The organism is Stenotrophomonas pictorum JCM 9942 (assembly GCF_001310775.1).
Lineage (GTDB): Bacteria > Pseudomonadota > Gammaproteobacteria > Xanthomonadales > Xanthomonadaceae > Stenotrophomonas > Stenotrophomonas pictorum.
The window spans coordinates 26,391-46,006 of record NZ_BAZI01000002.1; the positions used below are offsets into that span (position 1 = coordinate 26,391).

General features: G+C 59.2%; 16 protein-coding genes, 2 tRNA genes and 3 pseudogenes. 18 read left to right on the top strand and 3 right to left on the bottom strand.

Annotated elements, in window-relative coordinates; translation table 11 throughout:
- Nucleotides 1–92: 92 nt before the first annotated feature.
- Nucleotides 93–1,121 carry a pilus assembly protein gene (locus JCM9942_RS00345; protein WP_157722729.1) on the top strand — a complete coding sequence of 343 codons (1,029 nt, stop codon included), beginning with the start codon at nt 93–95 and terminating at the stop codon, nt 1,119–1,121.
- 14 nt (nt 1,122–1,135) lie between these two features.
- The gene (locus tag JCM9942_RS00350; RefSeq protein ID WP_054656792.1) at nt 1,136–1,543 is read left to right on the top strand and encodes a type IV pilin protein; all 408 of its coding nucleotides are present in this window, start codon (nt 1,136–1,138) and stop codon (nt 1,541–1,543) included.
- 94 nt (nt 1,544–1,637) lie between these two features.
- Here the strand turns inward: JCM9942_RS00350 and JCM9942_RS00355 are convergent.
- Both JCM9942_RS00355 and JCM9942_RS00360 read right to left on the bottom strand, forming a co-directional pair.
- Nucleotides 1,638–1,714: transfer RNA gene (locus JCM9942_RS00355), tRNA-Asn, on the bottom strand.
- A 75-nt stretch (nt 1,715–1,789) separates the two neighbouring features.
- The gene (locus JCM9942_RS00360; protein ID WP_054656779.1) at nt 1,790–2,347 is read right to left on the bottom strand and encodes a GspH/FimT family pseudopilin; all 558 of its coding nucleotides are present in this window, start codon (nt 2,345–2,347) and stop codon (nt 1,790–1,792) included.
- Between the two features lie 162 nt (nt 2,348–2,509).
- Between JCM9942_RS00360 and uvrB the strand changes: the two genes are divergently transcribed.
- Together uvrB and JCM9942_RS00370 are read left to right on the top strand one after the other, a co-directional pair.
- Nucleotides 2,510–4,525, top strand: a complete 2,016-nt coding sequence (gene uvrB / locus JCM9942_RS00365; protein ID WP_054656780.1) for an excinuclease ABC subunit UvrB — start codon at nt 2,510–2,512, stop codon at nt 4,523–4,525.
- Nucleotides 4,526–4,622: 97 nt separating this feature from the next.
- Nucleotides 4,623–4,697, top strand: a tRNA-Val gene (locus JCM9942_RS00370).
- 9 nt (nt 4,698–4,706) lie between these two features.
- Here the strand turns inward: JCM9942_RS00370 and JCM9942_RS00375 are convergent.
- Nucleotides 4,707–5,060 carry a hypothetical protein gene (locus JCM9942_RS00375; protein ID WP_054656781.1) on the bottom strand — a complete coding sequence of 118 codons (354 nt, stop codon included), beginning with the start codon at nt 5,058–5,060 and terminating at the stop codon, nt 4,707–4,709.
- Between the two features lie 304 nt (nt 5,061–5,364).
- On the opposite strand from JCM9942_RS00375, the pseudogene JCM9942_RS00380 reads away from it, so the two are divergent.
- The 14 genes and pseudogenes from JCM9942_RS00380 (at nt 5,365) to JCM9942_RS19785 (ending at nt 19,611) form a co-directional block, all read left to right on the top strand.
- A pseudogene (locus JCM9942_RS00380) lies at nt 5,365–7,022 on the top strand (type IV secretory system conjugative DNA transfer family protein).
- A 454-nt stretch (nt 7,023–7,476) separates the two neighbouring features.
- Nucleotides 7,477–7,878: a TcpQ domain-containing protein gene (locus JCM9942_RS00385; protein WP_054656793.1), complete on the top strand. Its 402-nt coding sequence runs from the start codon at nt 7,477–7,479 to the stop codon at nt 7,876–7,878.
- Nucleotides 7,879–7,964: 86 nt separating this feature from the next.
- Nucleotides 7,965–8,984 (top strand): VirB8 family type IV secretion system protein, encoded by a 1,020-nt coding sequence (locus JCM9942_RS00390; RefSeq protein WP_054656782.1) that lies wholly within the window; start codon nt 7,965–7,967, stop codon nt 8,982–8,984.
- Complete coding sequence (locus JCM9942_RS00395) at nt 8,981–9,757, top strand: TrbG/VirB9 family P-type conjugative transfer protein (protein WP_054656783.1); 777 nt, start codon at nt 8,981–8,983, stop codon at nt 9,755–9,757. The genes JCM9942_RS00390 and JCM9942_RS00395 overlap by 4 nt, the downstream gene beginning before the upstream one ends.
- Nucleotides 9,754–11,004 carry a TrbI/VirB10 family protein gene (locus JCM9942_RS00400; RefSeq protein WP_054656784.1) on the top strand — a complete coding sequence of 417 codons (1,251 nt, stop codon included), beginning with the start codon at nt 9,754–9,756 and terminating at the stop codon, nt 11,002–11,004. The genes JCM9942_RS00395 and JCM9942_RS00400 overlap by 4 nt, the downstream gene beginning before the upstream one ends.
- Before the next feature lie 15 nt (nt 11,005–11,019).
- On the top strand, nt 11,020–12,078 hold the full coding sequence (virB11, locus tag JCM9942_RS00405) for a P-type DNA transfer ATPase VirB11 (protein ID WP_054656785.1): 1,059 nt from the start codon (nt 11,020–11,022) through the stop codon (nt 12,076–12,078).
- 88 nt (nt 12,079–12,166) lie between these two features.
- Nucleotides 12,167–13,105: a lytic transglycosylase domain-containing protein gene (locus JCM9942_RS00410; RefSeq protein ID WP_054656786.1), complete on the top strand. Its 939-nt coding sequence runs from the start codon at nt 12,167–12,169 to the stop codon at nt 13,103–13,105.
- Between the two features lie 73 nt (nt 13,106–13,178).
- Nucleotides 13,179–13,571 (top strand): TrbC/VirB2 family protein, encoded by a 393-nt coding sequence (locus JCM9942_RS00415; protein ID WP_054656787.1) that lies wholly within the window; start codon nt 13,179–13,181, stop codon nt 13,569–13,571.
- The gene (locus JCM9942_RS00420) at nt 13,564–13,884 is read left to right on the top strand and encodes a VirB3 family type IV secretion system protein (RefSeq protein ID WP_083468347.1); all 321 of its coding nucleotides are present in this window, start codon (nt 13,564–13,566) and stop codon (nt 13,882–13,884) included. Before JCM9942_RS00415 ends, JCM9942_RS00420 begins: the two co-directional genes overlap by 8 nt.
- Nucleotides 13,885–13,965: 81 nt before the next feature.
- Nucleotides 13,966–16,412: pseudogene (locus tag JCM9942_RS00425) on the top strand (VirB4 family type IV secretion/conjugal transfer ATPase).
- A 56-nt stretch (nt 16,413–16,468) separates the two neighbouring features.
- Complete coding sequence (locus JCM9942_RS00430) at nt 16,469–17,263, top strand: hypothetical protein (protein ID WP_145974317.1); 795 nt, start codon at nt 16,469–16,471, stop codon at nt 17,261–17,263.
- A gap of 79 nt (nt 17,264–17,342) precedes the next feature.
- Nucleotides 17,343–18,499 (top strand): annotated as a pseudogene (locus JCM9942_RS00435) (TrbL/VirB6 family protein).
- A gap of 12 nt (nt 18,500–18,511) precedes the next feature.
- Complete coding sequence (locus JCM9942_RS17950) at nt 18,512–19,015, top strand: DUF4189 domain-containing protein (RefSeq protein ID WP_089153116.1); 504 nt, start codon at nt 18,512–18,514, stop codon at nt 19,013–19,015.
- A gap of 197 nt (nt 19,016–19,212) precedes the next feature.
- A complete protein-coding gene (locus JCM9942_RS19785; RefSeq protein ID WP_338062230.1) occupies nt 19,213–19,611 on the top strand; it encodes a hypothetical protein in 399 nt (132 codons plus the stop codon).
- Nucleotides 19,612–19,616: the final 5 nt, after the last annotated feature.

Consider the following 19,616-nt stretch of genomic DNA (forward strand, 5'->3'; position numbering starts at 1 on the left):
AATGTCACCAATCCCGCTCCATGGGTGCCTCGAATGTTCTGTGGGATGACACGTTCCAGACTCCCGCGTCCGGCGCCGATCCGGACAGGGATATGGGCTATGTGTTTGGTGCGGTGCGCATCCGTAAAGGAAATGGGGGCAAGACATACGCGCTGGTGCCGAATGGTATCGATAGCCCGAATGGTTCCGCTACGTTGTATGCCTACGAGCTGGCTGCCAACGGCGCGGTTACCCGGAAGCACACACTTATTGCCGACGCTGGCACCGGAAACGGGCTGATGTCCACGGGCATGGCGGATTTCAACGGCGACGGCTTGATCGATGTCGTATACGGCGGGGATCTGAAGGGCAATGTCTGGCGCTGGGATTTCGAGGGCACCAACCCGGGTGCGGCTGTGAAGCTGTTCCAAGCCAAGGACGCAGGGGGCAACCCGCAGCCGATCACCGGAGGTCTCGCCGTTGGTCGCGATACGTCCGGGCAGGTGTTCGTGGGATTTGGCACCGGCAAGTTCATTTCCAACGGCGATGTACCCGCTCCCGGTATTACTTCCCAGACCCAGAGCATTTACGGGATCATCGACACCGGCGCGACTATTGCTGCGCGCAGCCAACTTGAGGCACGCACGATTCCGTTTTCTGGAAAGACAGCCAAGGGCGAGGATGCCCGCGGGTTCGAGAACTACTCTGTGCTTCCGTCCAGCAAGCAGGGCTGGTATATCGACCTGCCAGTACCTGAGCGCGTGACCTCAGCGCCCACGGTATACGGATCGGCGATGTATCTGGCGTCTGTGATTCCGGCGACGGGAGCTGATTGCTCGGGCGCAGCGGGTAGTGGGTTTGTAAATGCGCTGAATCTTTTCACCGGCACCAGTCCCAAGTCGGGAGGCTATTTCACCGATCAGACAGGTCTGAAGGACAAGGATGGCAACCCTGGCGTGATTGGTTCGGTAGGTATCAGTGGCGGCATGCCGACCGAGGTCAATGTGACCAGTTCGTTGGCAACGGTGGGTACCGGCCAGGGCCCCAGTGACCTGAGCAGCGGTACGTCGAGCTCGGGTATCAATCCTCCGACCGGTGGGCGGCCGAGCCGCATCAGTTGGCGTGAGATCGTGGCGCAATGAGGGAGAGTGTGAAGATGCGCAGGGAAAAAGGTTTTACGTTGATCGAGCTGATGGTCGTGGTGGCGGTGCTGGGCATTCTTGCCGCCATCGCCCTTCCCAGTTATACGCAACATATGGTGAAAGCCAGGCGTGTAGCAGGGGCGACCTGCCTGATGGAAATGGCGCAGTTCATGGAGCGCCATTACACGACCAACATGTCTTACACCGATGCGGTGTTGCCCAACACCGCTTGTATACAGGAAGTGTCGGACCATTATGTGATCCGGGCGCCGGCTATCGCGGCTACCAGCTATACGCTTACTGCTACGCCAACGGGTACGCAGGCTTCAAAAGACACTTTGTGCGAAACGCTGAGTATCAATCAGGCGGGGGTGCGAAGCGTCACTGGAAGTGCTGGCAGCAACGTGAGCAAGTGTTTCTGATCAAGAAGGCCGGCCCGCAGATGTGGGCCGGCCTTCTTGATTTCTCTGGGAACGGGCATAAAAAAACCTGCCGTGAGGCAGGTTTTTTTTAATCTGGCGCCCGAAGTTGGACTCGAACCAACGACCCCCTGATTAACAGTCAAGTGCTCTAACCGGCTGAGCTATTCGGGCGAGGCGCACATTGTATTGATGTGCGCACCTGGGCGCAAGAGTGAATTTCACGCGCGATGGCCGTGCGTGCGGATGTCAGGTGCAGGGTGCAGGCGAACTGGATCTGGCGAGCCGTATGCGGCCCGTGTTGTTGATGATGATCTGGATCGACTGGCGGTTGTCGATGCAGGTTGTGATGGTGAGATTGCTGCCGGCGCTCCGTCCGTCGGGAAGGTAGCGGGCTTGGTTGCGGCCGGCCGACGAGGTGATACGGATGTCGTTGTCCGGGCTTCTTGTCTCGGTAGCAACTATGTGGCTTGGGTGGTCCGGTCTTCTGTTGCCATCGGAGTCCATGAACACCAGCCAGCCCGCTGTCCAGTCAGGCGTGGTGTGGCAGGTGCTTCCATTGGTGGAAGGGCAGGTCGCAACGATCGAGCGATGGGTGACCGCCCGACTCCTTGCCAGGTTCAGGTGCGCAACCAACAGGTTGTTGGCGGCGATGCCGCGCTGTCGTTTCAGCAGCTCGCTGAACGAAGGTGCAGCCAGCGCCAGGGTGATGGCGATGATGGAGGTGGTGACCAGCAGTTCGATCAGGGTGACGCCGGTGGAGCAGATGTACTGGGGCTGATGCCTGGGGCGCGGTGCTCTGGCCATGCTTCCTCCTTTGCCCGGTCCGGATGAAGAGAAGTGGCTATCGTTGTTCGAGACAAGGGCGCGCGTTATCAGACAGTTGCAGTACGAGTGGTAGGGAAGCTGCCCGGCCAGTTGTCATCCGGCGGCTCGCTATAATCGGCAAGTCCCGTTGTTGAAGCTGCCATGACCGACCGTTTCCAGCTCGTCTCCCCGTACTCGCCCGCAGGTGATCAGCCGGCCGCGATTGAAAAGCTCGTCGCCAACTTCGAGGCGGGGATCGCCAAGCAGACGCTGCTGGGGGTCACCGGTTCGGGCAAGACCTACACCATCGCCAATGTGGTGCAGCAGGTGCAGCGGCCGACCCTGGTGATGGCACCCAACAAGACCCTGGCAGCGCAGCTGTACGGCGAGTTCAAGGCGTTCTTCCCGCATAACGCGGTGGAGTACTTCGTCAGCTACTACGACTACTATCAGCCCGAAGCCTATGTGCCGTCTTCGGACACCTTCATCGAGAAGGACAGCTCGATCAACGAGCACATCGAGCAGATGCGTCTGGCCGCGACCAAGACGCTGTTGTCGCGCCCCGATGCGATCGTGGTGGCCACCGTGTCGGCGATCTATGGCCTCGGTGCGCCGGAAGACTATCTGTCGTTGCGGCTGATCCTGTCCACGGGCGAGCGCATCGATCAGCGTGATCTGATCAAGCATCTCACCCAGCTGCAGTACACCCGCAACGAATACGAGCTGCAGCGCGGCACCTTCCGTGTGCGCGGTGAGGTGATCGATGTGTTTCCCGCGGAGCTGGACAGCGAGGCATTGCGCATCGAGCTGTTCGATGGCGAGATCGAGCGGCTGGGGATGTTCGATCCACTCACCGGCGAAAGTCTGCGCAAGCTGCAGCGCTACACGATCTATCCGAAGACGCACTACGCGACCACGCGTGAGCGGGTGCTGGCGGCGGTCGAGACCATCAAGGTCGAGTTGAAGGAGCGTCTGGAACAGCTGTATGCGCAGAACAAGCTGGTGGAGGCGCAGCGGTTGGCGCAGCGCACCCAGTTCGATCTGGAAATGATGGCCGAGGTCGGCTACTGCAACGGCATCGAGAACTACTCGCGGCACCTCACCGGCAAGGCGCCGGGCGAGCCGCCGCCGACGTTGTTCGATTACCTGCCGGCCGATGCGCTACTGGTGATCGACGAATCGCATGTGACCATTCCGCAGATCGGAGCGATGTACAAGGGTGATCGCTCGCGCAAGGAGACGCTGGTGGAGTTCGGCTTCCGTCTGCCGTCTGCGCTGGACAACCGCCCCCTGCGTTTCGAGGAATGGGAGGCGCGCTCGCCACGCAGCATCTATGTGTCGGCCACGCCCGGGCCGTACGAGCTGCGCGAATCCGGCGAGGAAATCACCGAGCTGGTGGTGCGGCCGACGGGGCTGGTGGATCCACCGGTCGAGATCCGGCCGGTGGGCACGCAGGTTGATGATCTGATGTCCGAGTGCAATGCGCGGATCAAGATGGGCGATCGCGTGCTGGTCACCACGCTGACCAAGCGCATGGCGGAGAACCTGACCGAGTACCTGGGCGAGCACGGCATCCGCGTGCGCTATCTGCATTCGGATGTGGACACCGTGGAGCGTGTGGAGATCATCCGTGACCTGCGCCTGGGCAAGTTCGACGTGCTGGTCGGCATCAACCTGTTGCGCGAGGGCCTGGATATGCCAGAGGTGTCGCTGGTGGCGATCCTGGATGCGGACAAGGAGGGCTTCCTGCGTTCAACCGGCTCGTTGATCCAGACCATTGGCCGCGCGGCGCGCAACGTACGTGGCAAGGCCATCCTGTATGCGGACAAGATCACCCGTTCGATGCAGGCGGCCATTGATGAGACCGACCGGCGTCGGCAGAAACAGGTCGAGTACAACGAGGCCCATGGCATCGTGCCCAAATCGGTGGCGCGTGCCATCGTGGATATCCTCGAGGGGGCGCATGAGGAGTCCTCGCCCAAGTCCAGTGCCAAGGGCAAGGGGCGGCGTGTGGCCGAGCCGGAGGCCGACTATCTGCCGATGGAGCCGGCCAGGCTGGCCGCGCGGATCAAGGAGCTGGAGCAGCAGATGTACCAGCATGCGCGTGACCTGGAGTTCGAGGATGCGGCCCGTGTGCGCGACAAGATCCATCGCCTGAAAGAAGCCAATCTGGGCTGATCGCAGGCAATGTGAAAATTTTTTTGAAAAACTATTGTCCTTCCCGGATTGCAGGGTTAAGATACGCGCCCTCGCAACGACAAATTGTTGCTGAGAAGGGCGGTTAGCTCAGCGGTAGAGCACTACCTTGACATGGTAGGGGTCACAGGTTCGAACCCTGTACCGCCCACCACTAAGTACCTTAGATTGCAGGGAACAGTGGATAAGAAAAAAAGCCGGCCCAGTGCCGGCTTTTTTGTTGCCGCGGGCCGGGCTGCAGATCGTTCCTCGGCATCGCCAGCATACGGCTCTTTGCCGCAGCGCCCATGTTCCGTCGTCGAGCGGCTGTCAGGATCGGGTGGGGTGTGCTCTGACCTTGGGTGTCAGGATGCTCGGTAATCGTGCGGATGGGGTGTTCTACTTTCGTATCGTCCCCGTGCGGTTCCCGGATGTCTGTTTTCGTCTTTTGGGCCGCCATCATGTATGCCGGCGTTTCCTGCCAAGCCTCCATTATCTGTTGTGCTTGAAAGCCGGTTCGTCGGCCTTTCACCTTCATTGCGTCGCTCCGTCCCGGCACGCGGGTAGGTGCTTTACGTCTTCTGCTTTACCTGCATATCCGGGTTCCGGAGTTGTGGACTGCATCTCGTCTGCCGGGCGGTCAGGCCTTCCATACTGGAGTACGCCTTGACCGGCGTGCGAGGCGTCCTGCGGTCTAGGCGGTGGGTGATGACCTCCGTGTCATCGCACGGTACCCCAGAACATGCGGTAACCGTGTGTTGCGCGTGACCTGCGCGTTGCCGGGATCGTAAAAAATCTAGACGGGTCCTATGGAATGGAGATCGGGATTTGACCAGGAACAAATGGATTGCTCTGGCCCTCACTATCGTCCTGTTCGGCGTAGCGGCTACATGGTGTCCGGGTATGTCGTGCTGTTGTTGCTCAAGGCCGATACCGCGAATTTCGGTGTACTGACCTACAAGCAATATCTCAACGCCTTGAGCGTGCCGCAGTGGGCGCCGTACGCCGCCAGGATACGGCTTGCCGGCTACATCGGATTTGGTGTCTGTGGTGCCTTGTGGGTCGCAACGGTCCTGATGCTGTTCCGTCCGCGCAAGCGCTCTCTGCATGGAGATGCACGGTTTGCCAGTGCATCGGACCTGGCCGCGCAGGGCATGTTCAAATCCGGCGGCACCGGACTGATCGTCGGCAAATTCGGGGGCAGGATTGTGCGTCTGCCGGGGCAGCAGTTTGCGATCCTGGCGGCGCCAACGCGCTCGGGAAAAGGCGTTGGCATCGTGGTTCCCAATCTCCTGGACTACGAGCAGTCCGTGGTGGTGCTGGACATCAAGCAGGAGAATTTCGATCTGACCAGTGGCTGGCGGGCAAGCCAAGGGCAGGAGGTATATCTGTTCAATCCGTTTGCCGAGGATCGCCGCACCCATCGCTGGAACCCGCTGACCTATGTTTCAGCCGATCCTGTGTTCCGGGTATCGGATCTGATGAGCATCGCGGCGATGTTGTATCCAGATGGCTCCGATGATCAGAAATTCTGGATCAGCCAAGCCCGCAATGCGTTCATGGCGTTCGCCTTGTACCTGTTCGAGAACCGCGATGACGAGCGGCGTTCCGGCTTTCCAGGCGCCAGCGGGGTTCCGACACTCGGCGCTATCTATCGGCTGTCTTCCGGTGACGGTACCGATCTCAAGCCTTACCTGAAAGGACTGGCGGCACGGCCGTTCCTCAGTGCCAATACGCGCTCGGCGTTCTCGAACCTGCTGTCCCAGGCTGACGAGACATTCGCCTCGATCATGGGAACGTTCAAGGAGCCGCTCAATGCCTGGATCAATCCGGTTCTTGATGCGGCCACCAGTGCGGATGACTTCCTGCTGACGGATCTGCGCAAGAAGAAGATGACGATCTACATAGGCATCCAGCCCAACAAGCTGGCTGAGAGCCGATTGATCGTGAATCTGCTTTTCAGCCAGATCATCAACCTCAACACCAAGGAACTGCCCCGGGGCAATCCGGAGCTCAAGTATCAGTGCCTGCTGTTGATGGATGAGTTCACTGCCATCGGGCGTGTGGACATCATTACTTCCGCGGTGGCGTACATGGCGGGCTACAACCTTCGTCTGCTGCCGATCATCCAGTCCATGGCACAGCTGGATGCAACGTATGGCAAGGACGTATCGCGCACCATCATCACCAACCACGCGCTGCAGATTCTGTACGCCCCGCGTGAGCAGCAGGATGCCAATGACTACTCCGAGATGCTTGGCTACACTACGGTGCGCCGTAAAAACGTCACCAAAGGCCGCGAGACCAGTCATAGCACCAGTGAAGAACGCCGGGCGCTGATGCTGCCACAGGAGCTGAAAGCCATGGGGGCGGAGGCACAGGTATTTCTGTATGAGGCATTGCCAACCCGGTGAAATGCGAAAAAATCCGCTATTACCAGGATCGCTACTTCACATCCCGTCTATTGCCCCGGGTGATTGCGCCGGTACTGACGCTCTGAAGCGGAGTTTTCCTACGCTCGCGTACAGGGTCAGCGGCTTGTCTTAGGTGATCATCTTGAAACTGTGCGCCAGTCGATTGACGTTCATCTTCCCGGAAGGCAGATTCTGTTCAACCGCAAGACGGCGGGTGACATAAAACCGTCGCGCGGTTCTGCTGGATGCTCTGGGGGAGTGATGAGGCAGGGAAGTCAGGGGCCATGCCGCCTGTTGAATATTTTTCCCGTGATACGGAGATCACCTTTTCGTATGCACACCCGTCTTGGCCTGCCGGAATCATCCCTGGTCCGCTGTCCGTAGATGACTTGAAGTTGATTGCCCTGCGATTCCCTGGGAAGGATCCGTCGCGCCTTTTCCCTTGTAGTTCGATCTTTCCATCCGCGCTGGCGAATGGGTAACGAGGTGAATGTGAAGCGTCTTCTTCAGAATATTTTTGTGCTGACAGCGACAGGTCTGATGCTGGCCGGCTGTGGCACGACGCCTGCCCGGGATTTTGGCGGGCGCTGGCAACCGGTAAACCGTTTCGCCAGTACGACGCAGGAGATCCCGCTTTACAGCAGCTATGTGTACCAGGCGACGCCAATGGACGGCACGCTCAAGGCCATGCTTGAGCGTTGGGCCAAGGATGCGGGAATGACCTTGGATTATCGGCTCAGCTCCGATTACACCTTGCATGGTGCGGTCTCGAGGATCGGTACTACCAATCCACACGAGGCCATGACTGACGTCACTGCCGCCTATGCGATGCAGGGGGTGTCTGTTTCGATCGTGGGTAACAGCATCGTGGTGCAAACCGTGACCCAAGGGGCTGCACCGGTCGCGTCGACGGCCAGTGGGCCGCTTCATAACGGAAGCTGACGCGGCACTGCAAGCAGCGAACCCGGTGTGCCCACGCTACGCGTACAGCGCATCCCTCTTGATGGCCATGCAGCACGGATGAATCCATGTTCGGTAGAAAGGATGCAGGCAGCAGTCAGAAGGTCGATCACGCAGTGGCCAAGGCCGTCAGCTACGAGTTGACTGTTGCCGATATGGCACGACGCAGCGAGCGTCGCGCCTGGCGGGTGGCGAGCGTCTCGTTGCTGATGTCATTGGCACTGGTCGGCGGCTATTACTACATGCTGCCGTTGAAGGAAAAAGTGCCCTTCCTGGTGATGGCCGATGCCTACACCGGCACTGCCACCGTAGCCCGGCTGAGCGGCACCTTCCAGGGTGAAACCATTACCGCCCATGAAGCGATCAATCGCAGCAATGTGGCCCAGTATGTATTGGCGCGCGAGTCGTTCGATTCGGCGGTCATGGGACTGCGGGACTGGGACCTAGTGTTCACCATGTCGTCCGAACCGGTGGCTGCCACGCAGCGGCAACGCTATGCGAACAATAATCCGCAGAACCCGGTTTACGTATACGGCGTCAACAAGGCGATACGGATCAAGATCCTGAGCATCACCCCGTTGGGTGCCGAACCCGATGGTGGCTTCCGAGGCGCTTCGGTACGCATCCAGCGTAGCCTGCTGGACAAGAACACGGGTGTTGCGCAATTTCTCGACAACCAGCTGGTCACGATGCGGTTTGAGTATCGCACTGATCTGGCGCTGTCCGAACACGACCGCGTACTGAATCCGCTCGCTTTTCAGGTGACCGAATACCGGGTTGACAACGACTACGCGCGCGGTGTGCCGGTACCGGATGACGCGGCGATGGCTCCTTCATCCCTGCAGGCGTCGATGCACGCCAATTACGATCCGACCTCTTCCGAGGCAGCCACCCTGATCGATCCGGCTGCGGGTCAGCCGGGTTCCCTGCCGGCTCAACCCGCGCCGGGCCACTCCATGCCCCAGGGAGCCGCCGGGCAAGTCATGCCAGGGATGGTGCTGCCAGGCCACGTCGCACCACCGCAATCGGAGCGGCCGCGTGGCCAAGGAATTTCCACCGGAACTGCTGAGGGAGTTGGCAACCGATGAGTAGTGCAAGAGTTTGGTGGACCATCCTGGTCCTGTTGCCGATGTTGGCCGGGTTCAGTGCTCCGGTTGCAGCGCAGGCGGTGCACCAGTACGAATACGAGAAGGACCGCATCTATCCGGTCCGTACCGGATTGGGGCTGACGACACAGATCGAACTCAGTCCCCACGAGAAGATCCTCGACTACAGCACCGGTTTCAGCAATGGCTGGGAGCTGACGCGTCGTGAGAACGTGTTCTATCTGAAGCCTAAAAATATCGATGTCGACACCAACATGATGGTGCGCACCGAAACCCATTCCTACATCTTCGAATTGAAGGTGGTCGCGACCGACTGGCGCCAGCTTGAACAGGCGCGGCGGGCCGGCGTGCAGTACAAGATCACCTTCAACTATCCCGGCGGCACCGAGTTCAGTGCGGCCCGGCAAGCTGTTGAGGAAGAGCTCCAGCCGCTGGTGAGTGCGGAGCTGGCCAAGGACCGTCACTACAATTTCGATTACGCGTATTCCACACGTAGCGCGAAGAAAATGGGTTGGCTGATTCCAGTCAATGCCTATGACGATGGACGCTTCACCTACCTGAGGCTGCCTGTGTCGCCGCAGTATAAAACCGGTATTTTCCCCGCGGTGTTTGGTCGCGAGACCGAACATGGCGAGGATTTTGTCGTCAACACCACGGTCGAGGGCAATGCGCTGATCGTGCACGGAACCTATCCCTACCTGGTGATCCGTCATGGTGACAGCGTGGTGGGCTTGCGAAGGAACGTGAAGAAATGAGCCAGCACACTATCCCCGGCAATGCGGCGGACAATGCGCGCGATCAGGGCGGCGAGAGCGCACCGGAAGTCATCGATTCAACCTCGAGCAATCCCTATTACGGTAGGGCATACGCCGAGTCAGCCCCGGATCTTGACGCCGCCGCACCGAAGTTGCGCTCGGCCGAAGAGCAGCGCTTGAATCGCAAGGCGCTGTTTTTTCTGGGCAGCATTGTGGTGCTGCTCATTTCCATGGGCTTCCTGCTGCTGCGCAAATCCAGGGATGATCAGCAGTTGCCGGCCAAGGTCAATGAGACGGCGCGCGTATCCACGCCGGAACTGCCGACCGCGCCGCCGTTGGAACAGCAGGTGCAGGCTGCTCCCATTCCAATGTTGCCGCCGTTGCCACCGCAGGAGTTGCCGCGCGCGCCGGCAATGTTCGCTGCCCCGTCTGCGATACACGACTCCAGCAGTGGCCCGAGCCTGATGGACCGGCGTATGGGATCGGTCGGGGGCATGGGCAGTGGCGATGGGCAGGGTGCTAACGGCGGTGCGTCCGCGGGGATGGACGACTACACGCGCGCGATGCTGGCGCAACTACCCGGCAACCAGCCGCCACAAGAGGCCAAAGTGCGTCGCGGCCCGGACGTGGAAGATGTTTCCAGTGCCAGTTTCCTCCGTAGTCCGGATGCGCTGCTCGTACGTGGTACGTACCTGCGCTGCGTACTTGAAACCCGCATCATCACCGATGTGCCAGGTTTCACCTCCTGCCTCCTGACCGAGCCGGTGTATTCCATCAATGGCCGCAGCCTGCTGTTGCCAAAGGGCTCGAAAATCTACGGCGCCTATGGCGGTGGTCCCAGCGGAGAGCGTGTCGCGGTGGTATGGGACCGCATCACCACTCCCAATGGTATCGACGTGGCCATGTCCAGTCCGGGGGTTGACCAGCTCGGTGGAGCCGGTCACCCGGGCCAGTACAGCGCACACTGGGGCAGCCGCATCACCTCCGCGCTGATGATCAGTCTGCTTGCCGATGCCTTCAAATATGCCGCTGCCGAACATGGCCCGGAATCGACAACGATCACCAACAGCGGCCTGGCCATCCAGTCACCTTATGAAAGTGCCACGGCACGCACCATGGAGCGACTGGCCAATGAGGCGCTGAGTCAGCGTCGGCCACCCACTGTCACCATCAACCAGGGTGTTGTGGTCAGTGTCTACGTGGCCAAGGACGTCGATTTCAGCGACGTGCTGCCCATGCGCCGCTGACGTCAGGGATCGATCATGGATGTCGAAGTGACGCCGATTGCTGATGTTTCCAGTGAATTCCTCAGATACCAGTACGAGGTCTTGGGCATCGACCAGTACATGGCTTCGTCCGAGGTGACGGAAATCTGCATAAACCGTCCGGGCGAGGTGTATCTGGAGACGCGTGAGGGATGGCAACGTGTGGAGGTTCCCACGCTGAGCTTTGAGCGTGCGCGCCAGTTCTGCACCGCCGTGGTCAACGAAAGCAATACCGGACAGCGCATCACCGACACCGATCCGGTGGTGTCATTGACGTTCCCCACCGGCCAGCGCGCCCAGTTCGTGATCCCGCCGGCCTGCGACGCCGGCAAGGTTTCCATCACCATCCGGTTGCCGTCCCGGCACACCAAGACGTTGCAGCAATACCAGCAGGAAGGATTTTTCGACCAGATCCTGGACCAGGGTTCGACATTGAACGAGCAGGATCGTGAGTTGCTCGAACTGCGCCACGCGCGCAATTACGCCGAGTTCTTCCGGCGTGCCGTGCTGTATCGCAAGAACATCGTGGTCTCAGGGGCGACCGGCAGCGGCAAGACCACGTTCATGAAATCGCTGGTCAACCATATTCCCGCCACTGAGCGCCTGGTGACGATCGAGGATGCGCGCGAACTGTTCATCAGCCAGCCCAATGTCGTCCATCTGCTGTACTCCAAGGGCGGGCAGAGTGCCAGCAATGTCACTGCCAAGAGCTGTATGGAGGCCTGCCTGCGCATGAAGCCCGAACGCATCATCCTGGCCGAATTGCGCGGCGATGAAGCGTTCTACTTCATCCGCAACTGTGCATCGGGCCATCCCGGCTCGATCACCAGCTGCCACGCGGGCAGTCCGGAGCAGACCTGGGACCAGCTCGCATTGATGGTCAAGGCGTCGGTGGAAGGCTCTGGACTGGAGTTTTCGGTGATCAAGCGCTTGTTGATGATGACCATCGACGTCGTCGTGCATATCAAAGCCCACGCCGGCAGCCGCTACATCACCGGCATCGACTTCAACCCTGAACGTGCATTTTCCCAGGCCGAAGTGAGCGCTCCGATATGACTTGCCAGAAGATGTGCTGCGTTGTCGCAACGGGTCGTGCCGCACGCTACTGCCAGGCGCAGTTCGTAGTCAGCGGGAGGGGGCGCTGATGCTGCCGGGTATGGAAATGCTGGCGTGTCCGGAAATGGCCGTGCCGATGGATGTGATGAGGCACGTGGTCGAGGTTGAATCCTCGCGTAACCCGTATGCCATCGGCGTGGTTGGCGGGGTGTTGGCGCGCCAGCCGCGGCAGTTGGACGAGGCCCTCGCGACCGTAAGGATGCTCGAACAACAGGGCTACAACTTCTCGGTCGGCCTGGCCCAGGTGAATCGCTACAACCTGGCCAAATACGGGCTGGATTCCTATGAAAAGGCCTTCCAGCGCTGTCCCAATCTGCAGGCCGGCTCACGCATCCTGGCCGAGTGCCACAGGCGCTCAGGCAACGACTGGGGCAAGTCCTTCAGCTGCTACTACTCGGGAAATTTCACCACCGGCTTTCGGCACGGCTATGTGCAGAAGGTGTTTGCGTCCATTGCCGGTGAACGCGTAGGTGGCGGAGCCACGGCAGTGGGAGTCACCCCGATCAATGTGGTCAGTCGGCAGTCGCAGCGGCGGCGGGGCGATATTTCCCGTCATCCGCGAGGTACCGGAGAAGCGAGCGACGTGGTCAGTGCACGGGTTGCGTCTCCATCAGCGGCAGCGGCAGCGGCGCTGGCAGATGGTCAGGCCGCCGGCACAGATCCTGACCGCGCCTACGAGAGGTATCCGTCTACCGGCGCAATGGTGCGTGGCGGGCTGGCTCGCGCCGGCGATGTCGCGTTGTCGCGGGGAGTGCTGGAGGCGATGGACCCTGTGGTGCAGCAGCCGGTATCTATCGCACAGCCTTCTTCCGCTCCGCCGGCAGCAGCGCAGCTGCCGGGTGCTCCGGTGCTGTTGCGACCGTGGAGCGCGCGGAATCCATCGCAGGCGGAACCGGCGCAGACCGATCCGGCCACGGCGATGCCTGCCGCCAATATTCCCGTGGGGGATTCAGCCTTCGTGTTCTGACGAAGTTGTGGCACGGCCAGCCACACGGTATGGCCGATTCAGTTGTTTTGGACCATCGACAAGGAAATCATCAATGAAGCGTACTTCTCTCGATTCCGCCAACGTCCAGCGCACGCTGAAGACCCTGCTGATGGCAATGGTCTTCGCTGGTGTGGTCTTTGTGCCGGACGTATTTGCCCAGGCAACCAATTTTGGAGGCGCTGACAAGAAGGTCTGCGGCTTCTTCAACAACATCAACGGCCTGCTCAACCTGGCCTCCATCGCCGTGGTGACTATCGCGGTGATCTTCGCCGGCTATCAGATTGCCTTCGCCCATAAGCGCATTGCCGATGTGGCGCCGATCCTGATCGGGGGCCTACTGATCGGCGCGGCCGGCCAGATCGCCAAGATGCTGCTGGGCGACAGCAGTGGCACCTGTGCCGCCACCACCATGCTGATCGACGTGGTCCAGCATTACCGTGCATAAGAATGTGCTGTTCCGGGGGTGTACGCGCCCGCCCATGTTTCTGGGCGTGCCGTACGTCCCCTTCTTTCTGGTGGCCGGTGGCCTGCTGCTGTTGGGCATGTATTTCAACATGTGGCTGCTGCTGTTGATTCCGCTCGCCATTTTTGTGATGCGGCATATGGCCAAGCGTGACGAAATGATTTTCCGGCTGATTGGTCTACGCCTGCATTTCAAATTCAAGGCGCGCAATCTGCAGCAGCACGATGGCATGTGGGTGTTTTCGCCCAACCACTATCGCAACAGACCACCGCCGTCATCCTCCGGTGACAGGTAACAAACCGTGCAGGCGACCCCTTCGTCGCCTGCACGGTGCGGCAGGTAGACCCCTTTCGCGGTACCTCAACGGAAGCCGTTCATGTTCAGCCCCGACACCTCCATCAGTGAATTCATCCCCCTCTCGTCGCACGTGGCGCCGACGGTCGTAAAGACCACAGGCGGGGATTTTCTGCTGACGTGGCATCTGCAGGGGCTGCCCTTCGTAGGCCGCGAGGATTGGGAACTGGAGCACCGCCACAACACCTTCAACCGGTTGTTGCAGACCCTGCGTGCCCCCGATTTCGTCAACGTGGCGTTCTGGGTGCACGACATCCGCCGTCGGCGCCAGCTCACCTCGCGAAGCCGGTTCGGCCAGCGTTTTAACCAGGAAGTGTGCGACCAGTACATGGACATGCTTTCGGCGCAGCGGATCATGCAGAACGAGTTGTACCTGACGATGCTGTACCGCCCGGTGGTGGCGGGCAAGCGGCTGATGGACAAGTCCTCGGACGTCGTCAAGCTGCAGGCCGAACAGGATCAGGCGGTTGCCACACTGCTGGAAATGGCGGGCAACGTCGAGGCGGTCATCCGTGATTACGCGCCGTACCGCATGGGTATGTATGAAGCGAAAAACGGCCAGGTATTCTCCGAAACCCTGGAGTTCTTCGGCTACCTGCTCAATCGCATCGACGAGCCGGTGCCGGTGCTGTCGGCCCCGGTCAAAGACTACCTGCCGGTCAGCCGCCACATGTTCTCGGCCAAGACAGGTGATTTTGTGGTCAGTACGCCCCACGGCATCAACACTTCGGCGCCATTCTCAACATCAAGGAATATGCCGATGGGACGTATCCCGGAGTACTCAATGGACTGAAGTATCTCGATTTCGAGTATGTCATCACCCATTCGTTCAGTCCGATGGGGCGGCAGGATGCGCTCAAGGTGCTGGACCGCACCAAGGGCATGATGATTTCCTCCGGTGACAAGGCGGTAAGTCAGATCATCGAGTTGGACCAGGCGATGGATCAGCTGTCATCGGGCAACTTCGTGCTGGGCGAATACCATTTCATCATCGCGGTCTATGCCGACAGCCAGGAAAAGCTTTCCCACAACATTGCCGCGACCCGCGCCGAACTGTCCAATGCCGGTTTCGTGTCAACCAAAGAGGACCTCGCGGTCACCTCGGCGTTCTATTCACAGTTACCCGCCAACTGGCGCTATCGCACCCGCTTGGCCAACGTCAGCTCGCTGAATTTCCTCGGGCTGTCGCCGCTGCACAACTTCGCCACCGGCAAGCCGCACAACAACCCCTGGGGCGATTGCGTGACCACGCTGCAGACCACCAACGGGCAGCCGTACTACTTCAATTTCCATGCCACGCATCCTTCGGAGAATTCGCTCGGCGAGAAGGCCATTGCCAACACCATGGTCATTGGCAAGTCCGGCACCGGCAAGACGGCGCTGATCAACTTCCTGCTCAGCCAGGTGCAGAAGTACGAACCGTCGCCGACCATCTTCTTCTTCGACAAGGACCGCGGCGCCGAGATCTTTGTGCGCGCCTGTGGCGGCAACTATCTGGCGCTTGAGAACGGGGCATCGACCGGATTCAACCCTTTCCAGTGCGAGAACACCGAAAGCAACGTGCAGTTCCTGGCCGACCTGATCAAAGTGCTGGCCGGCAAGCGCGAATACAGCGCCCGCGAGGAAGATGACATCTACCGCGCGGTGGCGAGCATGCTCGACACGCCGATGCACCTGCGCAGCATGACCAACTTCCAGAAAAGCCTGCCCAACATGGGCGATGACGGCCTGTACGCACGCCTGCGCCGCTGGACATCGGGCAACTCACTGGGCTGGGTGTTCGACAATCCGGTCGATACCGTGGACCTGGGCAAGGCAAGCATCATCGGTTTCGACTACACCGACATCATCGACAATCCTGAAGTGCGTGTACCGGTCATCAATTACCTGTTGCATCGCTTGGAATCGCTGATCGATGGGCGCCCGCTGATCTACGTTATGGACGAGTTCTGGAAGATCCTCGATGGCGAGGGAGGGCTGAAGGAATTCGCCAAGAACAAGCAGAAGACCATCCGTAAACAGAATGGGCTGGGCATCTTCGCCACCCAGAGTCCGGAAGATGCGCTCAAAAGCGACATCGCCGCCGCGCTGATCGAGCAGACCGCTACGCTGATCCTGCTGCCCAATCCCAATGCCAGTCGCTCGGACTATATCGACGGACTGAAACTGACCGAAGCCGAATTCAAAGTGGTCACCGCTTTGGATGAGCGCTCACGCTGCTTTCTGGTCAAACAGGGCCATGCCGCCAGTGTGTGTCAGCTCAATCTGCGCGGTATGGATGACATCCTCTCGGTTATTTCCGCCTCCACCGACAACATCGAGGTGATGCATCGCGTCCTGCTGGATGTCGCGGAACGGGAGAACGTGGCAAAAGCTGACCTCAGTCCCGAGCAGTGGCTGGACGAGTTCTACAAGAGGCGAAAAGGCTCAGGGAAAGCACATTCGCCCCGAAACGAGGTCGCAATTTGATTCATTGCGGAATTTCATAAACCCACGATCAGAAGATCCCTGTTTTGGAGAACGTCATGAAACGATCGGGAAGGAGTAATTCGAATCTTCAATCGCATCACAGCGGGGTGGCAATTGTTTTTGGAGTCGCGCTGGCACTTGGGGCTGTCACCGCCCATTCGCAACAGGCGGTCGTGGAAGTGGGTCCTAGTTTTGGGCAGCAAATTTTAAATCAGATCAATACCTACCGTGCCCAGATCCAGCAAGCGGCCCAGTACATCAAAGACAACACTCAATGGGCTACCGACTGGGCACAGACATTACGGGAATACCAAGAGGCGCTGGTGACGGTACAGGGGATCATCAATTCGTTCGGATTGCCTGATGCTGCGCCGCTGACGCCGGTGGCTCCCAACTACCTGGTCGCTGAGACCTGTGGCAAGGATGCGGATCTGAAGGGCTGGTTGAGCTCAGTCGTGTTCGGCTCCGGCGGTGACTGGAAAAGCCAGCAGACCCAGATTTGCGTGAACATTCGCATGATGCAGAACCGAAAATATAATGAATCGGTGGATTTCATGCTTACTACCGCCCCGTCGTTCCTCAACAGTCTTGACCGGATTGCCAGCCTGCGCCTTCTGAGCAACAGGCGTGGCGACATGGACGCGGTCGTAAACGATTCGCTGCGTACCGCCAACGAAATCAATGCGGCGGCCAAAAATTTCGAGGCGCGCATGAAGTCCTATGACGCCTACATCGAGGTCATGGAGGCCAACCAGAAGCTGATTGCGCATAGGGCGATGAAAGGCCCGTCGTCGTTGGCCGGTGATCTGGTCAAGACGGCCGCACTGAAGACGGCGCTGAGCATCGACTGAGAGCTCAGCGGATGAGCCGGGACATCGTCAGCAGTGGCGACGAAAAGCGGTCTGATGGAACTAATCAGGAATGACAGGAATGAATGTCCGATCGATTGAGAGCTTTGATTTAACCGGCGGGTTGCAGGACCTGCTGGGCCATGCCATACGCATGCAGTCGATCGGGGATTTTGCGTTTTTCCGATTCATCCTGACTTACCTGCGTAAGCGCATCGATGCGTTCAGCATCGAGCTGCTCGGCAATATGATGGCTGGGTAGGCGGCATCGCACTGACCTTGATGACGCTCTGGGTGTTGCTTCAAGGCTTCCGGATCGTCACCGGGCAAAGCCGCGACTCGATGATGGTTCTTGTCACCAATATGGCGCGGGCTGCATTTATCGTGAGTGTGGCTACCAGCATGGCCATGTTCGGCGGCAGTCTGAAGCAGTTTATAACCAAGGACGTAAGAGACGAGATCACCTGGGTTGTAACCGGCAAGAACGAGTCGCCGGACGAACAGATCGACAAGAGCCTGGCTTGGATGCAGGTGGCGCTCTCAAGCGTCGATGCGATCAAGGTGCTGGACGATGACAATCTGCGCGACGACAAGAACCGGGCATTGTTGGCCATCGGTCTGGGCACCGGTGGGCCTGCGGTGACTGCCGGGTCGATGTTGTTGCTATATGAGGTGGCGATCGCGCTCTTCATCGGCTTGGGGCCGCTTTTCATCCTGTGTTTGCTGTTCGATCAGACCAAGCAGCTGTTCCAGCGCTGGCTCTTCTATGGACTGGGGACGATGTTCTCGATGGCGGTCTTGGCCGCGATGGTGTCGATCGCACTCGACATGGTCATTCGCGTGTCCGCCGCGTTCTGGACCAGTGCACTGGTCGACAAGTACCTGTTGGATGTGGCGACTGGTGGTGGTTTGAGCAGCCAAGCGATGCAGCAGGGCGGCATGGGGCTGATCCTCACCACATTGATCCTGACCGCCCCCCCGATGGCCGCCATGTTTTTCCAAGGAACGTTGGGAAGTTTCATGGCGTATTCGCAGATAGGTGGTGGTGCGGCTGGTACGCCGAGTGCCGATGGTCGTCCGCCGGGTAGCTATACGCCATCTTCGCCGAATAAGGCACACGCAGATGATGGAGGGCGCCGTGAAGCTGACGGCGGAAGCAGGATGATTCTACCCCAGAATAATGCAGCGGTAGCTCCGGAAACGGGGCTCCGGGCCGCACCTCGCAATACTGGAAACTGAAGGAGATTTAGCATGTTTTCTATATCGCGTGCGTTTTTCTTTATCCTTCTGCTGTTGGTATCAGTCGCGACATATGCGGAAGGACCATGTCCGCCTGGGCAGTATCCGGTCGGAGGGCAGGGGGTGCTTGGTTGTGCTCCAATTCCGAGTGGAGCATCAGGCGCAGTCGGGCCAAGGGCCACAGGGCGCTGGATCAAAACGTGGGGAGTGATTTCAGTCTCCCGTAGCGGCGATATGGGGGCTTCAGTGGGTCAAAGGTCTAAGAGAACAGCTATATCTGAAGCTCAGCAGCGTTGCGCGACCTATGGTGCGAAGGATTGCAGTGTGTTCGCTAGTTATAAGAACCAGTGCATTGCGTACGGAATAGCCCAAGGAGGGCGAAAAATTAGATCGAATACGGCGGCTACAAAAGAGGTGGCCGTCCAGCGTGTGCAGGAAATGTGCGCGAAGGATGGATTGGTGGAATGCGAAATAAAGTACACAGATTGCTCTGAACCTATTTTCGAAAAATTTTAAACAGTTGGCAGCGTGATTTTTGATTATTGCTGAGTAGTGGGCTGTATTTTATTTGGTCTTATTTTAGTGAGTTTGTTTTCTATCGTTAGCTGTCTATTGGTGTTCCTTTCTCCGATCTGCTGAGGTTATTGCTCAAATTGTAGCAGTTCCACGGTGCCAGTGGCGATACCTTTGATATTTCAGTGGTGTGGTGGTTGTTGTCCGTTGCATTCTGGATCGGCGAAATTTTCGGAGATTTCCGATTGGATGTGGCGACTGGTGGTGGTTTGAGCAGCCAAGCGATGCAGCAGGGCGGCATGGGGCTGATCCTCACCACATTGATCCTGACCGCACCCCCGATGGCCGCCATGTTTTTCCAAGGAACGTTGGGAAGTTTCATGGCGTATTCACAGATTGGCGGTGCGGCAGGCGCGCAGCCCGGCCCGCAGGGGCAGCCACCGGGCTCTTACTTGCATCAAGCTCCTGAAAATAACCGTGGCAGTAGTGGAGGAGGCGGCAGTGGTGCAGCTGACATTTCGCGGGCATCAATGCCCATTTCCTCTCCCGCCTCTACCGGGGGGCAGGCAGGTCGGCGTGGAATGGCGAGTAACGATTAATGGGG